17 protein-coding genes are annotated in these 17,373 nt (G+C 58.5%); 6 read left to right on the top strand and 11 right to left on the bottom strand.

What is annotated here, in order from left to right:
• Positions 1-86: 86 nt before the first annotated feature.
• Genes sepS through AZH53_RS10495 form a run of 9 tightly spaced genes read right to left on the bottom strand, consistent with a single transcriptional unit; the run spans position 87 to position 8,619 of the window.
• Positions 87-1,667 (bottom strand): O-phosphoserine--tRNA ligase, encoded by a 1,581-nt coding sequence (gene sepS / locus AZH53_RS10535; RefSeq protein WP_319643482.1) that lies wholly within the window; start codon positions 1,665-1,667, stop codon positions 87-89.
• Positions 1,668-1,669: 2 nt separating this feature from the next.
• The gene (gene twy1, locus AZH53_RS10530; protein WP_319643481.1) at positions 1,670-2,566 is read right to left on the bottom strand and encodes a 4-demethylwyosine synthase TYW1; all 897 of its coding nucleotides are present in this window, start codon (positions 2,564-2,566) and stop codon (positions 1,670-1,672) included.
• A complete protein-coding gene (argS, locus tag AZH53_RS10525; RefSeq protein ID WP_319643480.1) occupies positions 2,547-4,211 on the bottom strand; it encodes an arginine--tRNA ligase in 1,665 nt (554 codons plus the stop codon). The genes twy1 and argS overlap by 20 nt, the downstream gene beginning before the upstream one ends.
• Positions 4,211-5,482, bottom strand: a complete 1,272-nt coding sequence (gene prf1 / locus AZH53_RS10520; RefSeq protein ID WP_319643479.1) for a peptide chain release factor aRF-1 — start codon at positions 5,480-5,482, stop codon at positions 4,211-4,213. The genes argS and prf1 overlap by 1 nt, the downstream gene beginning before the upstream one ends.
• Before the next feature lie 35 nt (positions 5,483-5,517).
• A complete protein-coding gene (locus AZH53_RS10515) occupies positions 5,518-6,423 on the bottom strand; it encodes an alpha/beta hydrolase (protein WP_319643478.1) in 906 nt (301 codons plus the stop codon).
• On the bottom strand, positions 6,420-6,926 hold the full coding sequence (locus tag AZH53_RS10510; RefSeq protein ID WP_319643477.1) for an NUDIX hydrolase: 507 nt from the start codon (positions 6,924-6,926) through the stop codon (positions 6,420-6,422). The genes AZH53_RS10515 and AZH53_RS10510 overlap by 4 nt, the downstream gene beginning before the upstream one ends.
• A gap of 3 nt (positions 6,927-6,929) precedes the next feature.
• A complete protein-coding gene (gene queC / locus AZH53_RS10505; protein WP_319643476.1) occupies positions 6,930-7,601 on the bottom strand; it encodes a 7-cyano-7-deazaguanine synthase QueC in 672 nt (223 codons plus the stop codon).
• 3 nt (positions 7,602-7,604) lie between these two features.
• The gene (locus AZH53_RS10500; protein ID WP_319643475.1) at positions 7,605-8,213 is read right to left on the bottom strand and encodes a 7-carboxy-7-deazaguanine synthase QueE; all 609 of its coding nucleotides are present in this window, start codon (positions 8,211-8,213) and stop codon (positions 7,605-7,607) included.
• Positions 8,200-8,619, bottom strand: coding sequence for a 6-carboxytetrahydropterin synthase (locus AZH53_RS10495; RefSeq protein WP_319643474.1), 420 nt, complete (start codon positions 8,617-8,619; stop codon positions 8,200-8,202). The genes AZH53_RS10500 and AZH53_RS10495 overlap by 14 nt, the downstream gene beginning before the upstream one ends.
• Before the next feature lie 335 nt (positions 8,620-8,954).
• On the opposite strand from AZH53_RS10495, the gene AZH53_RS10490 reads away from it, so the two are divergent.
• The 5 genes from AZH53_RS10490 to AZH53_RS10470 all read left to right on the top strand — a co-directional run bounded on the left by AZH53_RS10490 (position 8,955) and on the right by AZH53_RS10470 (position 14,466).
• Positions 8,955-9,383 carry a 30S ribosomal protein S12 gene (locus AZH53_RS10490; protein WP_319643473.1) on the top strand — a complete coding sequence of 143 codons (429 nt, stop codon included), beginning with the start codon at positions 8,955-8,957 and terminating at the stop codon, positions 9,381-9,383.
• Positions 9,384-9,388: 5 nt separating this feature from the next.
• A complete protein-coding gene (locus AZH53_RS10485; protein ID WP_319643472.1) occupies positions 9,389-10,012 on the top strand; it encodes a 30S ribosomal protein S7 in 624 nt (207 codons plus the stop codon).
• A 25-nt stretch (positions 10,013-10,037) separates the two neighbouring features.
• Positions 10,038-12,233, top strand: coding sequence for an elongation factor EF-2 (locus tag AZH53_RS10480; RefSeq protein ID WP_319643471.1), 2,196 nt, complete (start codon positions 10,038-10,040; stop codon positions 12,231-12,233).
• 400 nt (positions 12,234-12,633) lie between these two features.
• A complete protein-coding gene (locus tag AZH53_RS10475; protein ID WP_319643470.1) occupies positions 12,634-13,533 on the top strand; it encodes a UbiA family prenyltransferase in 900 nt (299 codons plus the stop codon).
• A 234-nt stretch (positions 13,534-13,767) separates the two neighbouring features.
• A complete protein-coding gene (locus tag AZH53_RS10470; protein ID WP_319643469.1) occupies positions 13,768-14,466 on the top strand; it encodes a hypothetical protein in 699 nt (232 codons plus the stop codon).
• A gap of 88 nt (positions 14,467-14,554) precedes the next feature.
• Here the strand turns inward: AZH53_RS10470 and AZH53_RS10465 are convergent, their stop codons facing one another.
• Complete coding sequence (locus tag AZH53_RS10465) at positions 14,555-15,355, bottom strand: chymotrypsin family serine protease (protein WP_319643468.1); 801 nt, start codon at positions 15,353-15,355, stop codon at positions 14,555-14,557.
• Between the two features lie 419 nt (positions 15,356-15,774).
• Entirely contained in the window at positions 15,775-16,248 is a 474-nt protein-coding gene (locus tag AZH53_RS10460; RefSeq protein WP_319643467.1) for an ArsR/SmtB family transcription factor, read from the bottom strand.
• A 569-nt stretch (positions 16,249-16,817) separates the two neighbouring features.
• On the opposite strand from AZH53_RS10460, the gene AZH53_RS10455 reads away from it, so the two are divergent.
• The gene (locus tag AZH53_RS10455; RefSeq protein WP_319643466.1) at positions 16,818-17,219 is read left to right on the top strand and encodes a PepSY domain-containing protein; all 402 of its coding nucleotides are present in this window, start codon (positions 16,818-16,820) and stop codon (positions 17,217-17,219) included.
• Positions 17,220-17,373 lie beyond the last annotated feature (154 nt).

The following is a 17,373-nucleotide window of genomic DNA, read 5'->3' as shown; positions in this document are numbered from 1 at the left end:
GGGCTTATAGCTTTCAGGATGGCCTCTCCGGCGAGCCTGCGCGGAGGATGGCCGGCAAACAGGACAAAAATCGCCAGATAAAAAAATCAGAGGATCTCCGAGCGCACCGCGAAGAAGACGGGGCCGCGGACATCGATCTTCTTGTTGTTGTCGGTGATGTAGCGCATCACGTACTCGTCGATCTTCAGGTTCACTTCGGAGGGGATCTTCACCATCTTCACCTGCACACGGGCGGGCTCCCCGGCCTGCGCCGCCTCCTCGATGCGGGATGCGGCGAGGTTTGCGACCGCCTCGAGGTAGGAGATCCCGGTTGCGGCGCCGTTTTTGCGGACACCCTCAAACTTCTCGGTGTCGGGCACCCCGAGGATGCGGCCCTTTTCGACAAAGATCTCGTTAAAGACGGCAGGACCGCAGAGCTTCGAGTTCTCCTCCTCTTCCTCGACATACACGCGGAGCCGCACATCGCCGATGGCGCCTTCCCATGCCTCGAAGGAGCACGGGCTCTCCTCGGCGGCGTGTGCGGTCCCCGCCGCAACGATCGCGCCTGCAATTGCCATCCCGGCGGGCGTCGACGGCGCCTCCCGGAGTCCGATGCCCTTTGCGAGGTCGAGGTCGGAGAACTCGCGGGGGAAGAACTGTGGATGGGTGAGCTTTCGCACGTCCTCGGCCTCGTACTCGATCATCGCGAGACGTTCGACCCCGAGGCCGAGGTTCATCACCGGCACCTCGACGCCGTACTCGGCAAGCGCCGAGGGGGAGTACATGCCGAAGGTTGCGACCTCCACCCAGCCGTGCGTCGGGTGGCGGGCGTAGACCTCGGTCTGGGTGTCGGGGATATAGTATTTGGAGCGCTTCTCATCGGGACGGAACTCAAAGTCCGTAAACCCGAAGGCGGAGAGGAGCGCCGCCGCGACGGCCTTCCCGTCCTCGACGGTGATGTGCTCGCCTGCCATGATACAGGAGGCGGAGTGGTAGGTCATGAGCCTCGTCGGCCCCTCCTCCTGTTCGCGGCGGAAGCAGCGGTCGATGGAGAACTGCATGATCGGGTGGGGAAGCTTGTCCCACATCGCCCCGAGCGAGATGAACCACCCTGAGGTCATGTGGGAGCGAAGCGTCGTCCGGGACGACTCGGGGGCAAGCTCGCGGAACTCGGGGAAGACCTCCTCCATGATTCGCACGACGAGCCCGTCGTCACAGTCGAGGACCTTTGCAAGCTCAAAGGTCAGCTCGTCCCCGTCGATCTCAGACTTCTTGTAGGCGTGAAGGGTCTTTCGCAGGCGCTCCTCGCCGTCCTCGCCGAGGGTGCGGCCGAGAAGCTCCTCGATCCTTGCCGTCCGCTCCTTTCCGATGCCGACGTTCGGGCGCGGGAGGCCGCCCAGATAAAAGACCCGGTCGAGGACCGCCGAGGCCTCGGGTCCGAACTGCCGGTACACATCCTGCTCCTCGATGAAGAGCGGCACCCGCGCCTCGTCGAAGCCGATGGAAAGGTAGACCTCACGCAGGCGCTGGATCGTCTCCGCGATCGGGTGCGCCTGTGCACGCCGGAACATGTTTCTCGGGTACCGGTCCGCAGGGCCGACGGGGTCGACGACCGAGGGGCCCCGGTGCCATGCGTGTTCAAAGTCCGTCCGTGAAAGCTCCCTGAATTCTTCTGCATTAAATCTCATATTTACCGCCGTGTCAGGCACACCACCCGTGATATCGGGCTCTCGTCGTACATATCATAATCACAGTATTTCGCAATTTCGCTCGCGAAGTCCCGCACCTCCGCATGATCCGGCATGTTGTGCCGCTCGAGACGGTTCCGGCTGTACCCGAGGTACATGTACCCCTTCACCTCGACGTAGTCGGGACCCGAGTCCTGGATCATCGCCGCATACTTCTCGGGAGCGAAGTCGTTGAGGCCCTTCACCACGGTGACGCGGATCGCCGACCGGCGGGATCCGAGGAGGGAGAGGGACGTCCGGATATCCTCCCAGTAGTCCTCCATCGGGCGGCAGACCTTCAGGTAGGTCTCCTTGTCCGGGGCGTCGAGCGAGACATAGGTCTGGTACGGGTGGACCTTCTCCAGGACCCACGGCCGGGTGCCGTTCGTGACGACGAAGGTCGTAAAGTCCCGTGCGTTGAGCATATCGACGAGTTCGGGGAGGCGGGAGTAGCAGGTCGGCTCCCCGGAGAGGGAGATCGCCGCCATGTCGGGGGCGAGCGCCTCCTCCCAGAGGGTCTCGTCGGTGCCGCCTCCGGCCACCGGGTTGTACCCGGCAAGGGCCTTCTTCTGGAGCTTGTAGAGGTTTGCCACGATCACCTCGGGCGGACACTCCTCCTCTTCCACGACCTCGTATTCCATCGAGCGCCAGCAGAAGAGGCAGCGCTGGTTACACTTGAGGGTCGGGGTCATCTGGACGCAGCGGTGGCTCGAAATCCCGTAGAACTGTGCCTTATAGCACATGTCCCCGCCCCGCAGCGTCCGTTTGTTCCACATGCATGGCTTGAGCGCCGCCGATGACGAGGGAGAAAAGAACTGGTAGCCCTGTTTTCTTAGGGCCTTACATGCTTCGGACTGCATCGATACCGAGGGTCTCCAGCGCCTCCTTGAGCGTGTTCTGCGCCGCCCTGACAAGGGTCAGGCGTGCATTGCGGGTCACACCTTCCGCCTTTAATACCGGGTCTGCATGGTAGAAGGCGTTGAAGAGGTCGGCGCATTCGCGGGCGTAGATGGCAAGATGGTGCGGGCGCAGTTCGTCCACGACCGTCTGGATCACGAGCGGGAAGCGGCCGATGTGCTTTGCAAGGGCGAGTTCCGCCTCGGTCGAGTATTCGAACGCCGGCTCAAAGTCCCCGGCCTTCTCCAGGATGGAGCAGGCGCGGGCATGGGAATACTGGACATAGGGGGCGCTCTGCCGTTCGAAGTCGAGCGCCGTCTTCCAGTCAAAGACCGTGCTCTTCTCCTGCGAGACCCGGATGATGTCATAGCGGACGGCGCCGACGGCCACCGCGGCGGCGATGGCGCGGCGCTCCTCTTCGGGGAGTTCCGGCCGCCGGATGGTTACCTCGTCGAACGCCTTCTCCGTCACCTCGTCGATGAGCTGGTCGGCGGAAACGAACTTGCCGGCACGGGTGCTCATCGACCCTTCGGGGAGGGAGACGAACTCGAAGAAGACGATCTCGGGCGCCGTCTCGCCCAACAGTGTCATCGTCGCCTGCAGTTGGGCGCCGATCAGTTTGTGGTCGGCGCCGAGGACGTTGATGAGCCGGTCGAAGTGTGCCGCCTTCCACTCGTGATAGGCGAGGTCGCGGGCCGCGTAGACACTCGTCCCGTCGCTCCGGCGCAGCACGTACTCCTTCTCAAAACCGAACGCAGAGAGGTCGACGGCAAGAATGTCGTCGTGGCTCGACTCGGGCAGCGCCTCGATGCGGTCGAGGATCGCCGCCATCGAACCGTCCTGCACGAAGGAGGACTCCCAGACGAAGCGGTCGTGCGGGGTGTTCAGGCGTGCCAGCGTCGCCTTGATGCCCTCCGCACAGAGCGAGACGGCACGGCGGAACTTCTCCACCATCTCGGGGTCGCCCTGTTCGATGAGCCCCATCCGGCGGTCGATCTCCGCCTTGATGGACTCGTCTGCCTCGATGGCCCGGTTCGACGCAACGTAGACACGGGCGACGTAGTGGTCGTCCTTTTCGCCTTCGTTCTGGGGGATGGCGAGATTGTCGAATCCCCAGGAGACTATTGCAATCTGGCGGCCCATGTCATTGAGGTAGTACTGCACCTCGAGGTCAAAGCCGGCCTTCCGGAAGACGCGGGCGAGGGTGTCGCCGATGACGGAGTTGCGGATGTGCCCCACATGGAGGGGGCCGTTGGGGTTGGCGCTCGTGTGCTCGATGCAGACCGTTCCATCCCGGACGGGAAGGGCACCGTAGCCCTCGGCGAGGGCTTCCTTCACGACACCCGCGACGTACTCCGGCCCGAAGACGAAGTTGATGTACGGGCCGATGGTCGTGACGATGACCCCTTTCTCGGCAAGCGGACCCTCGACGGCCGCCTTGATCTCCCCCGCAAGGGCTGCGGGGTTCTTCTTCTCGCGTTTTGCCATTGCAAACGCGACGGTGGAGGCGAGGTCTGCATGGTCTCCTCCGTCGGTGAGGAGGACATTCTCCTCGCCGGTCGCCTCCCGGAGGACCGTTTCAATCGTGGAGTGAGTGGTAAAGTACATCAGTATCCCGTCCTGTACCGGAGGATCGCGGCGATACCGCCGAATGCGTTGTAGAGCACCGCACCTTCTTCAAAGTCGTCCGAGATGATCATAACAGACGTCCCGGACGCGTCCGCAAGGTCCGTGAGCTCGTCGATGATGTCCGTCTCCTCCTCGAGGTAGAGCGGGGCCGAGCATTTCGGGCAGTTCCCGAACTCGAGGCTGGACATCGATTTGCCGGGTTCAATTCTCACCGTCTCCTCGCGGGAATAGTCGCAGCTCTGGCAGTGGATGATCAGGCGCTCCTGCCGCAGGGTCGAGGAGAGGAGGAGGGTGTCGACGGCACCGATCTCGAGGTTGTGCCGGATGCTGTCCTCTCCGTAGGCGGCAAGACCGTCATCCTTGACAAGCTCCTTTAAGAACCGGTCCATGACGGTCTTCTCCTTCATCACCTCGACGCCGCGAAGGGCCTCCTGTGCCGCATCGACGAGTTCGGCGAGGCCCGACTCGTTCGTGTAGGAGACGTCGAAGAGGCCGATGAGCCGTTTCTGGAGCTCGTGGTGGAGGTATCCGCCGTCCGCGAACTCCTCTTTTGTGGGCGTCGGGCCGCCGATGAGGACGCCCTTGAACCGGTTGAAGAAGTCAGGTTCTGCGAGGAAGACATCCGTGGCCCGGTCGGCGACCTTCTTGTAGTATTCATTGATGGCGATGAGACGGAGACGCTGGAAACGCATGGCGGACTGACCACCCTTGCGCTGTTTGCCGGGGACCGTCGAGGTGACGCCGGAGATGGGTTCGATGCGGTTGCCGCGGAGGAACCCGAGGTAGGACTCACGCCGGTCGATGACGATGAGGCCGTAGACCTCCTTTTCGACCAGCATCTGCTCCAGCGGTTCGAGCTCGAAGTTCGACGAGCACCGGTACATATAGAGGGGAACCGGTTCCGGGGGCTCGATTATTGTGCAGTCCATCGTGGTCCGGTCGCCGCCGGCCTTGATGGCACCGCAGAAGACGGCCATCCCGTTCTCGGGCGGCTTGTTGTAGTATTTCAGGCGGGAGAGGATGGAGGAGATCGCACTCTGCACGTTCGTTCTGGTCTGCTTGGATTTGATATTGGAGCACTGACCGAACTCATCGCGCAGCTGCGCCGTGACATCGTGTATCTGTTTGTCGGGAGGGATATAGATCGTAATAAGTTCTGTACCGCTCCCCTCCTTCTCCTCGAGCCGCTCGAGCGTCTTTTTGAATTCATAGCGCTTTCGCGCACTGTCCATCTCAGCCTCTTCTGCCATTGCTTCCCTTCCCTCCGGGGGACAAAGTGGTAATATTATTCATTTTCTGGAGTATTAAGCGTGAGTATCGCATCAGTGATTGCGGCATCGACTTCACCACCTATCCCGTGACCGCCGGTGAACTCCATGAAGGTCTTCGGCTCGCCCGCCTGCTCAAAGAGGGCATATCCCGCATCGAACGCGATGACGCCGTCCGCCCTCGAGTGGAAGAGCCACACCGGGCGCGGGGAGATGTCACCGATATAGACACCGGCATCGATCGAGCGGATGAAGGCCGCAACCGACGGGTCGGTTGTCGCATCCGAATCGCCGAAGCCCGCCGTCGAGACACCGAAATATCCCGCGGCACCCTCGTCGATAGCGGCCGCAACGGCGCCCTGCATCCCGCCGTTCGATGAGCCGACGATGGAGACCGGGACGGCATGCCGCTCCGTCATCATCCGCCGTGCCGTGATGACATCCCCGATGGTCTGCCACCACTGCGGCACGTCGTCGCCCGTGGCGAACCGCCGGTAGTCCTCCTGCAGACCGCCGGTGTGACCGGTGGTCCCCCCGCCGTTGCCGCGTACATCGAGGACGATGGATGCTATTCCCTTCTGTGCATAGGAGATGATGCGTGCCCGGTGGCCTTCCTTAGTGACGCCGGCGCCGGGAACGAGAACGACACCCGCCACGGGGTCGGGTGGGGCGGCGCAGAGGGCGTGGACATCAATATCCTCAACATGGAAGACTATCTCCGAGACGGTGACGTTCCCGTTCACCTCCGTACTATCGGGGAGATACTCGTCATAGACGGGGTCGGTGCCGGTGATGACGAGCTTCCCGTCGTCACCGAGCGAGTAGACGGGCGATGAGGACGCGGGGGCATCCCCGAGGCACCCGGCGGCAACCGTCATCATCAGAACTGCGCCAAGGACAAGAACAGGAGCCCACCGGCTCATCGCCGGCACCCGAAACAGCGGTACATGAGGCAGATCGTCTTCGCATCGATGATCTCGCCCGCGTGGATCATCGCCTCCACCTCGTCGACGCGGACCTTCACCACCTCGATCATCTCGTCGTCGTCCATCTGGTACTCGTCGGACGGGGAAAGGTCGCGGGCCTCGAAGAGCGCGATCACCTCGTCGGTGTAGCCGGGGGCCGGGTAGATAATCCCCCTGGGAATGAGGGTTTCCGCCCGCATGCCGGTCTCCTCGATCAGTTCGCGGTGGGCCGTCTCCTCGGGCGTCTCCCCCTCGTCCATCGTGCCGGCAGGGGCTTCATAGATCCACTCCCCGACGGCGAACCGGTACTGGCGCTCGAGATAGCAGTACTCCCCCTCCACGGGGAGCATCGCGACGGCCTTGCCCGGGTGGACGACGAAGCGCTCCTTCGTCCTTCCGGAGGGGAGCGTCACCTGCGCCTTCTCGACGCTGAGGCGTTTTCCCCCGCAGCCCTCCTCCATCCCTTAGCGCCCCTCGTAGTCGATGGGGTCATCGACCCCGTGGTGCCGGAACGCCTCGAGGCGGTAGTGGCAGGAGTCGCAGGTCCCGCAGGCGGGCGACGACGACCGGTAGCAGGACCAGGTGTACTGATACGGCACCCCGAGGTCGAACCCGACCTGCAGGATCTCCGCCTTCGTCATCCGCACGAAGGGCGTTCGCAGCGTAATCTGGGTCCCGTCCGCCGTGCCCGCATCGATCGCCGCCTGGAAGGCCTCGATGAACTCGGGACGGCAGTCGGGGTACCCCGCATAGTCCGATGCCTGCACCCCGATGAAGATCGCCTCGGCCCCCCGCGCCTCGGCGAGGCTCGTTGCGATCGCGAGGAGGTTCGCGTTCCTGAACGGTACGTAGGTCGCGGGCATCCCCCCGGCCTCGCCCTCTGCGTGATCCTGTATTTCTATGGCAGCGTCGGTGAGCGCCGACCCGCCGATCCTCAGCAGGTAGTCGAGGTTCACTTCGAAAAACTCACATGCATCGAGGAGTTCTGCAATCTTCTTCGCCGCCGCATACTCGGCGTCTTCGGTCGGCTGGCCGTACCGGAGGTGGAGGGCGATGATATCATAGCCCATATCCTTTGCAAGATAGGCGAGGGTGGTCGAGTCCATCCCGCCCGAGAGGAGGCATACCGCTTTCATGTCTTATTGTACCCCGAGAATTTTGTGGAGCTGCACCTGCAGCCGTGCCGGCGGCCTGCGCTCCATGAGAAATGCCACGATTTCCCCGTAGTCCGCCCCCCATACCGGGGAGATGACCGCCTCCGCCGCCGTCGGGTGGGAGGCGAGCGTCGCTTCGGCAAAGGCGCAGTCGCACCGGTCCGCCACCACGAACTTCACCATGTCGGACGGCCGGAGCGTGGCAAGGAGTGCCGGGTCGGAGGACATCCCCGACGAGGGGCATTTCATGTCCATGCAGACGGTGGCATACGCCTGCACCGCACCGACAGCCCTTGTCCCGTTGGTCTCTATCTCTATATCGTACCCCGCCCCTTTTAATGCTTTGAGGAGGGGGACGAGCTCCTCCTCCTGCAGGAGCGGTTCGCCGCCGGTGATGACGACGAAGGGAATGCCGTGGCGGGCGACCTCGGCAAGGACGGCATCCATATCCATCGTGGTGCCGTTCTCAAACGAGTAACCGGTGTCGCACCATGCGCACCGCAGGTTGCATCCTGCGAACCGGATGAAGACCGCCGGGGCCCCCTGCCGGGTTCCCTCGCCGGAGATGCTCGCAAAAATTTCAGTGATTCTCATAGACACATTCTGCATAGCAGGAGGTCGATTCCCACACACGGATCTTCGTGATCCGGGCGTCGATACCCGCCCCTGCACAGGCATCGTTGATCATGCCCGTGATGATGCCCGCCAGATTCTCGCTCGTCGGGTCCCCCTCGGTCGTGATGACCTCCTGGAACCGGGAGAGGCATTCGACCATCGGGTCGTCCCGATTGAGTATGACCTGATGGTCAAACCTGCCGACGACCTGTTTTATGGTATTGTAGTCGACCAGGATCTTCGATGCCGGTTCGACCGTCCCTTCCATCCAGACTTCGACACGCCACTGGTGGCCGTGGAGGCGGAAGCACTTCCCCTTGTAGTGCAGGAGGCGGTGGCTCGCCTCGAAGTAAACCTCTTTATAAATGCGTGTAGTACCAGCCATGGCTGTATCCTCCCTATCACCTTGCGCACCCCTGATGGTAAATGTTTCATTCATCCCCCCGTTTCCCGCCTCCGCGCCGGGGGGAGGGCGGCAAGGAATCACCTTTAATACCTGTCACTACGAAACATATGGGCAGAAATCTGATATCTTGTGGGAGCGGCGGAGAATCAGTAAAGGAGCATGAGCACCTTAATCCGCAAAATAGGGGTTCAACGGCGAGAACCCCCCTGCGGGGGCTGATTCTCTTCCCACGGTCTGATCATCAATTTCATCAGCCGGCAAACGCTTTTCAAAAGCTTTGCCTATCTCACGAAGAACCACGAAGGTAATCATCAATGGGAAACGGAAAATTTGCTGCGCGAAAATGTAAGCGCACCTCCAAGGAAAACCGCTGGCGCGACACCAACTACGCACGGCGCCAGCTCGGCCTTGACGTCAAATCCGACCCGCTCGAGGGTGCCCCCCAGGGACGCGGCATCGTGCTCGAGAAGGTTGGTGTCGAGGCAAAACAGCCGAACTCGGCTATCCGGAAATGTGTCCGCGTTCAGCTCATCAAGAACGGCCGTCAGGTCACGGCATTCGCCGTCGGCGACGGTGCCATCAACTTCATCGATGAACACGACGAAGTCACCATCGAGGGTATCGGCGGCAGGCTCGGTCGTTCGAAGGGAGATATCCCCGGTGTCCGCTTCCAGGTCACTGCAGTAAACAACGTCTCGCTGCGCGAGATGGTGATCGGCAAGAAGGAGAAGCCGCGCAGGTGATCGACATGACCGAGGAAAACATCACAGAAGAGACCTTCACCGAAGAACCGGTCGAACAGACCGGCCCGTCCTACCTTCTCTTTAACAAGTGGGACATCTCCGAAGTCCAGGTCAAGGACCCCGGTCTGGTCCGGTATGTCAATACCCAGTCCATGATCGTGCCGCACTCCTGCGGCAAGCGTGCAGGCACCCAGTTTGCAAAGAGCGAGATGCTCATCGTCGAGCGCCTCATCAACCGTCTCATGCAGACCGAGCACAACACCGGCAAGAAGGCCGTCACGACGAAGATTGTGAGCGACGCCTTCGACATCATCAACAAGAAGACCGGCAAGAACCCCGTCGAGGTCCTCATCGACGCCATTGCAAATGCAGGGCCCCGCGAGGAGACCGTCCGTCTGAAGTACGGTGGTATCAATGTCCCGAAGTCTGTCGATACCGCACCTCAGCGCCGTATCGACGCCGCACTGATGTTCATTGCCCGTGCCGTGCGCCAGGGAAGCCACAAGAAGAAGCGCTCGGCATCCGCCGTCCTTGCAGACGAGCTCATCGCCGCTGCAAACGGTGACGCCCGGTGCTTCTCTGTCGGAAAGAAAGAAGAACGCGAGCGTGTGGCGAAATCCGCACGATAATCTACATTTTTTTGGGTGAAATTTCATGACCAGAAGAAGAAAGATGGTTGAACGAGTCACGACGCTGATGAGCCAGCCGGAGCAGATCCGCAACATCGGTATCGTGGCTCACATCGACCACGGGAAGACCACCCTCTCCGACAACCTTCTTGCCGGGGCCGGGATGATCAGCGAAGAGATCGCAGGAAAGGCGTGCTGGATGGACTCCGACGAGGAGGAGCAGGCACGCGGTATCACCATCGACGCATCCAACGTCTCGATGGTCCACACCTACGCAGGCAAGGAGTACCTCATCAACATGATCGATACCCCCGGCCACGTGGACTTCGGCGGTGACGTGACCCGTGCAATGCGTGCGGTGGACGGTGCGGTCGTCGTCGTGGACGCGGTCGAGGGCACCATGCCCCAGACCGAGACCGTGCTGCGCCAGGCCCTCAAGGAGGGTGTGCGCCCCGTTCTCTTCATCAACAAGGTCGACCGCCTGATCAACGAGCTCAAGGTCGATGACCAGGAGATGATGATCCGTCTCGGCAAGGTCATCGACAAGGTCAACAAGCTCATCAAGGGCATGAACGAGGATGCCTACAAGGCAGGCTGGAAGCTCGATGCCGCAGCAGGTACCGTCGCATTCGGCAGCGCCCTCTACAACTGGGCGGTCTCCATCCCGTACATGAAGAAGTCCGGTGTCTCCTTCAAGGAGGTCAACGAGAAGTGTCAGGCAGGGCAGATGAAGGAGCTTGCAAAGTCGAGCCCGCTCGCAGAAGTCCTCCTCGACATGGTGGTGCGCCACCTTCCCGACCCGCTGGACGCCCAGAAGCGCCGTGTCCCCATCATCTGGCAGCACGGCGACCCGAACACCACCGAAGGCAAGTCCATGCTCGCCTGTGACCCGAACGGTCCCGCCTGCATGATGGTGACCGACATCTCCTTCGACCCCCACGCAGGCGAGGTTGCCACCGGCCGTCTCTTCTCCGGTACGATCAAGCGCGGGTCCGAGCTGTATGTCATGGGCACCGCCAAGAAGGCAAACCGTCTCTCGCAGGTCGGTATCTTCATGGGTGCCGAGCGTATTGAGGTCGAGTCCCTGACGGCAGGCAACATCGCCGCTGTCACCGGCCTCAAGGACGCCATCGTCGGTTCGACCGTCACCTCCCTTCAGGATATGCAGACCTTCGAGTCGCTGAAGCACTACTCCGAACCGGTCATGACCGTCGCGGTCGAGGCAAAGAACATGAAGGACCTCCCGAAACTCGTCGATGTCCTCCGCCAGGTCGGCAAGGAAGACCCGACCGTCGTGGTCACCATCAACGAGGAGACCGGAGAGAACCTGATCTCCGGTATGGGAGAGCTTCACCTCGAGATCATCACCCACCGTATCGCCCGTGACAAGGGTGTCGAGATCAAGACCACTCCCCCGATCGTGGTGTACCGTGAGACCATCACCACCACCGCAGGCCCGGTCGAAGGGAAATCGCCGAACCGCCACAACCGCTTCTATATCGAGCTTGAACCCCTCCCCGATGAGGTCGTCAAGATGATCAAGGACGGCGACATTTCCATGGACCTTCCCGAACTGGAACGCCGTGAGAAGCTCATCGCAGCAGGATTCGACAAGGACGAGGCAAAGAACCTCACCGCCATCCAGACGACCAACATGTTCTTCGACATGACGAAGGGTATCCAGTACCTGAACGAGACGATGGAACTGGTCCTCGACGGATGGCGCGAGGCACTCGCCGGCGGCCCGCTCGCCGACGAGCAGGTTCAGAACACGAAGATCCGCCTGCTGGATGTCAAGCTCCACGAGGACGCCATCCACCGCGGTCCGGCACAGGTCATCCCGGCCGTCCGTTCCGCCGTGAAGGCAGGTCTCCTCCTCGCAGGCGACTCGCTCCTCGAGCCGATGCAGAACATCCAGATCACCGTCCCGCAGGACCACATGGGTGCGGCAACCGCACAGATCCAGGGTCGTCGCGGTCAGGTCTACGACATGCAGTCCGAGGGTGACACGATCACCGTCATCGGCAAGGCACCGGTCGCAGAACTCTTCGGGTTTGCAGGCGATGTCCGCTCGGCAACCGAAGGCCGTGCAATGTGGTCGACGGAGTTCGCCGGCTTCGAGACCGTCCCGCAGGGTCTCCTCAAGGAGATCGTTCAGGGTATCCGGAAGAGGAAGGGCCTCAAGGAACAGATCCCCGAGCCCGCCGATTACCTCGCATAATAGAGACCACCCATACTTTTTTTCTTTGCAGCATCCCGACGGACGGCCACGGCCCTCGCCGAATATCTGCATTTTGACATTATGAGCATATTATATAATTATGAAAATTTAAAAACGTCCTTTCAGGCGTATAATACCATACCCCCTCTGCCACAACATATATTATTGAGAATTCCTTCACCCAATAGATGAATATCAGCTTAAACAGCCTATAGTACCCATATTGATAATATTAAAGACAATATTTGGGATTATAATTCTATATTACAATAAAATGACATTTTAGCACCAAAATAAAGTATTCGGCATCATTTTTTGCCCCTGCTGACACCATACCCGCGGTGGGGGGAAGTCCCTGTACAGGGCAAACTAATGTGAAATATAAAATAACACTTAATGTATGTTCACATTCGAGCATACCCACCAGACCATCGACCTGAACATCCAGGCAATGATGGATTATCTCCTGTACAGCTCGCTCTTCCTCTCGCTTGCGGCGGTCTCGAAGGCATACGTCTCATCCGTCCTGCAGGCGATGCCGGTTTCCGTCGGCGCGTGCCTGATCATGTTCCTCGTCACCTTCTCGGTGTACAACATGAACCGGAAGACCGATGAGAGCGAGGATGCGATCAACCACTCGCGGCGGTTTGCGTTTACGCAGAAGTACGCAGACGTGCTCTGGTACTCCTCCCTCGCGGGATACGCCGTTGCATTCCTCGTCGCCGGGTACTACGGCCCGTGGGCGCTTCTCGCGACCGCCGTCCCGCTCGCAAGCGGCGTCCTCTACAGCATCCCCTTCCTTCCGAAGGAATGCCGGTACCGGCGCTTAAAGGACGTCCCGCTCGTCAAAAACCTCCTCATCGGCCTTGCATGGGCGGTCCCGGTGGCGTGCCTGCCGGCCGCATGCACCGGCACCCCCTTCGGCATGATGACCGTCGTCGTCGGCCTCTTCTTCTTCCTGCTGTCGTTCATCAACTCGACGGTCTTCGATATCCGTGATGTCGCAGGCGACGCCGGAACGGGCGTGAAGACGATCCCCGTGATGCTCGGCATCCGGAAGACGAAGATCCTTCTCTCGTTTTTGAACCTCGCAGGCATCGCGGTGGTGCTCTGGCTCTGCAGGGGCGCACTGCCCTTCCTCGAGACGCTCGTCATCGCCGCCCTCGCCCTCTACGTGCAGGGCTACATCGTCTTCTTCGACGGCTCGGAGCTCAACCGCATCCTCTACGACCTCGTCGCCGACGGCCAGAACCTGCTGCTCGGCGGGATGATGTATCTCGCGGTGATCTGCGTGGTGTAGGGAGATGATACCGAAGAGTTTCTTCCCCCCCTCTTATTTTACCCTCATGGAGCAAGCGGCCCTCTTCGCATTTTCGCGACCCGCCTGAGGAATTCAGCAGGAAGGTACCTGCAATTCCACGAAAAAACACCCGATATTCATTTCGATCCCCTTTCCATTGGTTCCGTCACCGGTTATTCGGCGAACCTTCATGTATACCGGGAGAGACGGGACTATGTACAGGCGGCATTTTCAATGACATCCATCAACTACACCACAATCCTTCTCGTCGTGGCGGTTGGCACCGTCGCGATCATCGTATTCGGCACCTTCTTCGGCGTCGCATGGATCAACTCGAACCCCGGCCACTACTCCTATACCGTCACGACGGAGGGCCTCGCCGGGTACGAGGGCGGGCCCGGCGCTGAGATCATCGTCCCCCTCCCCATGCGGGACGGCGAACCGGTCTTTTCCAAAGATGAGCTCGACAACCAACAGTTCGGCAGCTGGACATCGACAGTCGTGGAGACGCCGTATGGCACGATGCTGGCATTCCGGTCGGACGGCGAAGACCTCACCGACATCACGGCGGAGTTCTCCCGGCGGTACGAACCGGGGGAGCTAAAAATAGCCAACATCCGGGAAGAATCCCTCTCGCCCCTCACCTGTGACCACAGCGACGGCCCCGCGACATGGACGAACGGAACACCGGACGTGCCGGACTACTCGTCGGTCATCTCCCTGCCGGACGACCTCGCACCGCTGGGCCCGGACGCAGGCGACATCGTCATCGACATCGATGTCGGCGTCTCGGAGGGGCTCAATCACTCGATCCTCGGGGATACGTACCGGGTGAGGATGCACGAGAGCATCCCGCCGGACGTTCGCGGGGATATCATCGTGAGCGTCGACATCACGCAGTATGCCGACGGGGCCTGGGTCTCGGTGGATTGATCCAGTTCCGAATTATTTTTTCCGCGACGGCGAGACGGGGCGCATTGAACGTACTCTCACGGTCTGCATTTCGGATGAGAGAAAAAGGTTAAAAAATGGGAATGATTCCCAAATCATTCATTATCGATGATACCGGAGAAAAAAACGCATATCCATTTTTACTCCCCCAATGAGAACCTGCCACATGTATCCTGTGTGATCCATCTTTATAGTAAACAGGGGCCCCGCTGTCACCGGATGCAGCTGGGTAGTCTGCCACCCATTGGTCAGGAATACTGAATCCATAATATGGATTATAGGCATCAGACTCCCGAACCACGAGGCCGTTCACCGTCCCGCTCGTTATCCCCGACATGATCACATTCAAATTTTCCCATGGGTCACTGTAGCTGTACACATCCGGCTGCGACCACGAATATTCAAAGATATTGTCGGCAACATTGGAATACGAGACCCAGGCCGAGTCCGAATTGGCGCCATACGAAATTGTTGTTATCGTTCCAATTACATTCGATGGAGAGGGCTGGTATACTACATCTCCAACATCACCAAGGTGGCCGGTGATAACTATACCGTCCTGTCCGTTTCTTGTTGCAGCAAAAGCGGTGGTGCCGACATACCCATTGGCAACACACTGTATCCCTCCTATGAGCGGTCTCCAGGTGTCATCCCGATCCGCTGACAATTCAGGAATTGATTCGGACGTAAAAATCACCGGGACATCTTCGATGCCTGCTTTCACTGCAGCCGAATCGATAAGGGAATGCATTTCATCGAGCGTTTCCCGGGGTACATAATCAGACTCGTCGAATATGGCAACAACAATTGTTCCGAGGAGATCGTGCCCGTAGCCGATGATCGGCCCGTCGGGATAATAATTACTCTTCATTTCGGGACGCGTATCCTCCACAATCCGGTGTAACCGGCTGTACCATTCCGACATTGCCTTCTCATCCGGAATGGTTTCCTGCATTCCCGTACTGACGACATCTCCGTTTTGGCTGTACACCGGTACATTGCCATATGCGGCAATGAGGCGGTCCGTGTAATCAGCAGAAACCGCCGCATAGGCTTCATCGTTCAGACGGTATCCCGAGACCGCACCACACAACCCGAAGATCAATAAACATGCGATGAAGAGGGGAACAACTCTCAAAATTCTTATCCTAATCAACTCCTGCCGCAATCTGATACAGAGGTGAAGATACTCAGATTGTTCCGGCAAAAGTACATTGAAAAGTTAGCATTATAAATTCTGCAAAAATATTAGATGAAAATCTAACCTAATCGGAGCATTTATATATTGTATTATTTTTTGAGATACACTCTGGCAATGATTGCCGTCTGTAATAGTATTGCAACAACACCGACGATACCCAGCAAAAGGAAAGGATCTTCTGCCATATGTGGAAAAAGGGGCTTTGCCTGAAGTCTTGGAATTGTATAATAGGTGTACAGGGCTGCAAAAGCAGTTGTATATGTGATCAGAGATGAAAGGATGACGGAAAATTTTGTGTTTCCATCAGGATTCATAAGGGCAATCCCGTTCGGAGTGAGCTCATAATACACCCATCTGTTTCCTGTATCGAGGGATTTGATCAGCCCGCTCTCATCCAATTGTTTCAGGTGATGGTGAATAGTCGAGGATTCCAAAGAAAGTTCTTTTGCAAGTTCTGAATTTGTTTTTTTTCTTGAATTCAACGACTTCAAAATCTTAATTCTTGTATCGCTGGATAATATCTCGAATATGTCTTTATTCAACACGATACCTTGCTCATCCATCGTAGTTCATTATCCAATACAACCAATATAATAATATTGGATGATTACAAATGGACTGGTTTTTTGAATTTGTCTATGGGATGCAGTAGCAAACTCCTTGTCCCCGCATAAGGTTCCATATTCCCACAAATTCGATGGAGCGACCGCCCTACGAACCCTGTTTTTCGATCATCCTTACGCGAAAGATATGGCAAAACGCATCATTTCCCTGAAGTAACGCAATAAGACAGGTTTTCACCCTACCCTCTCTGTTCTCATCCGGGTTTACCGATCTGTGTATGCAGGGTTTGACTGCACCACTGTAGTGACTCAGAAAAACCTAGGACGCAGCATATAGTTTTTTGCATTATCTTAGATGTAAATCGAAGATATTCCGAGGCTTTATCCCTCTACCCACTGGAAATTCAATCGGGTGTCGCAGGGACACCCGGAAACATGCAGCTGTTCCCGGCCGGTTTGCTGATGGTTGGTGAACCCTGCATCTGCCCGGAGGCAAGAGCAACGTTTTATCACCCCTGGTGGTCACAGGCATATAGGGTCGATACATGGATGCCATGAGGAAAACACATATGATCAGAGGATTACTGGTTTTCCTCTGCATCCTTTTTGGATGCGCGGGTGGCTGCCTCAATGAAGTACAGGAGGACACTCCTGCATCACAGAATGCGACCGCAACACCAACATCCTCATATCCGATATCGAAGGAAGAGGCTCGTGAAATTGCCCTTACCGACCCGGAAATACAGGAAATTATTCGTGGCTTCACGATCGAGACCGAAGTGCGGACGGGACAGTTGGGCCCTCCGGACGAGGGAATCTCCTATGTTGTGTACATCCATGTCTTCGATCCCGATACGGGTGAGCAGATCATCACCCACTTGGTGGCGGTCAGTTACGAGGGCGAAATCACTGAGATCTATTATCTGACCCCACCAAAAATTCCACCGGATCTTCCTCAAAATCTCTCGTGATATGGGTGAGACGATGGAGACGCCTTCGCCAATTTGGATATATTTTTACATTCTCTTAGATGAAAATCGAAGATAGGGGTTAGAAGGATTGAAGAGCTATAAACCGGTTATGAGGATTATTTTCCTATCCGCTCTACTGATATCTGTTCTAATT

It is taken from the genome of Methanovulcanius yangii, from assembly GCF_018687785.1.
Classification (GTDB): Archaea; Halobacteriota; Methanomicrobia; order Methanomicrobiales; family Methanomicrobiaceae; genus Methanovulcanius; species Methanovulcanius yangii.
The sequence above is the reverse complement of the archived record's forward strand: the minus strand, read 5'-3'. Positions and strand labels throughout refer to the sequence as shown.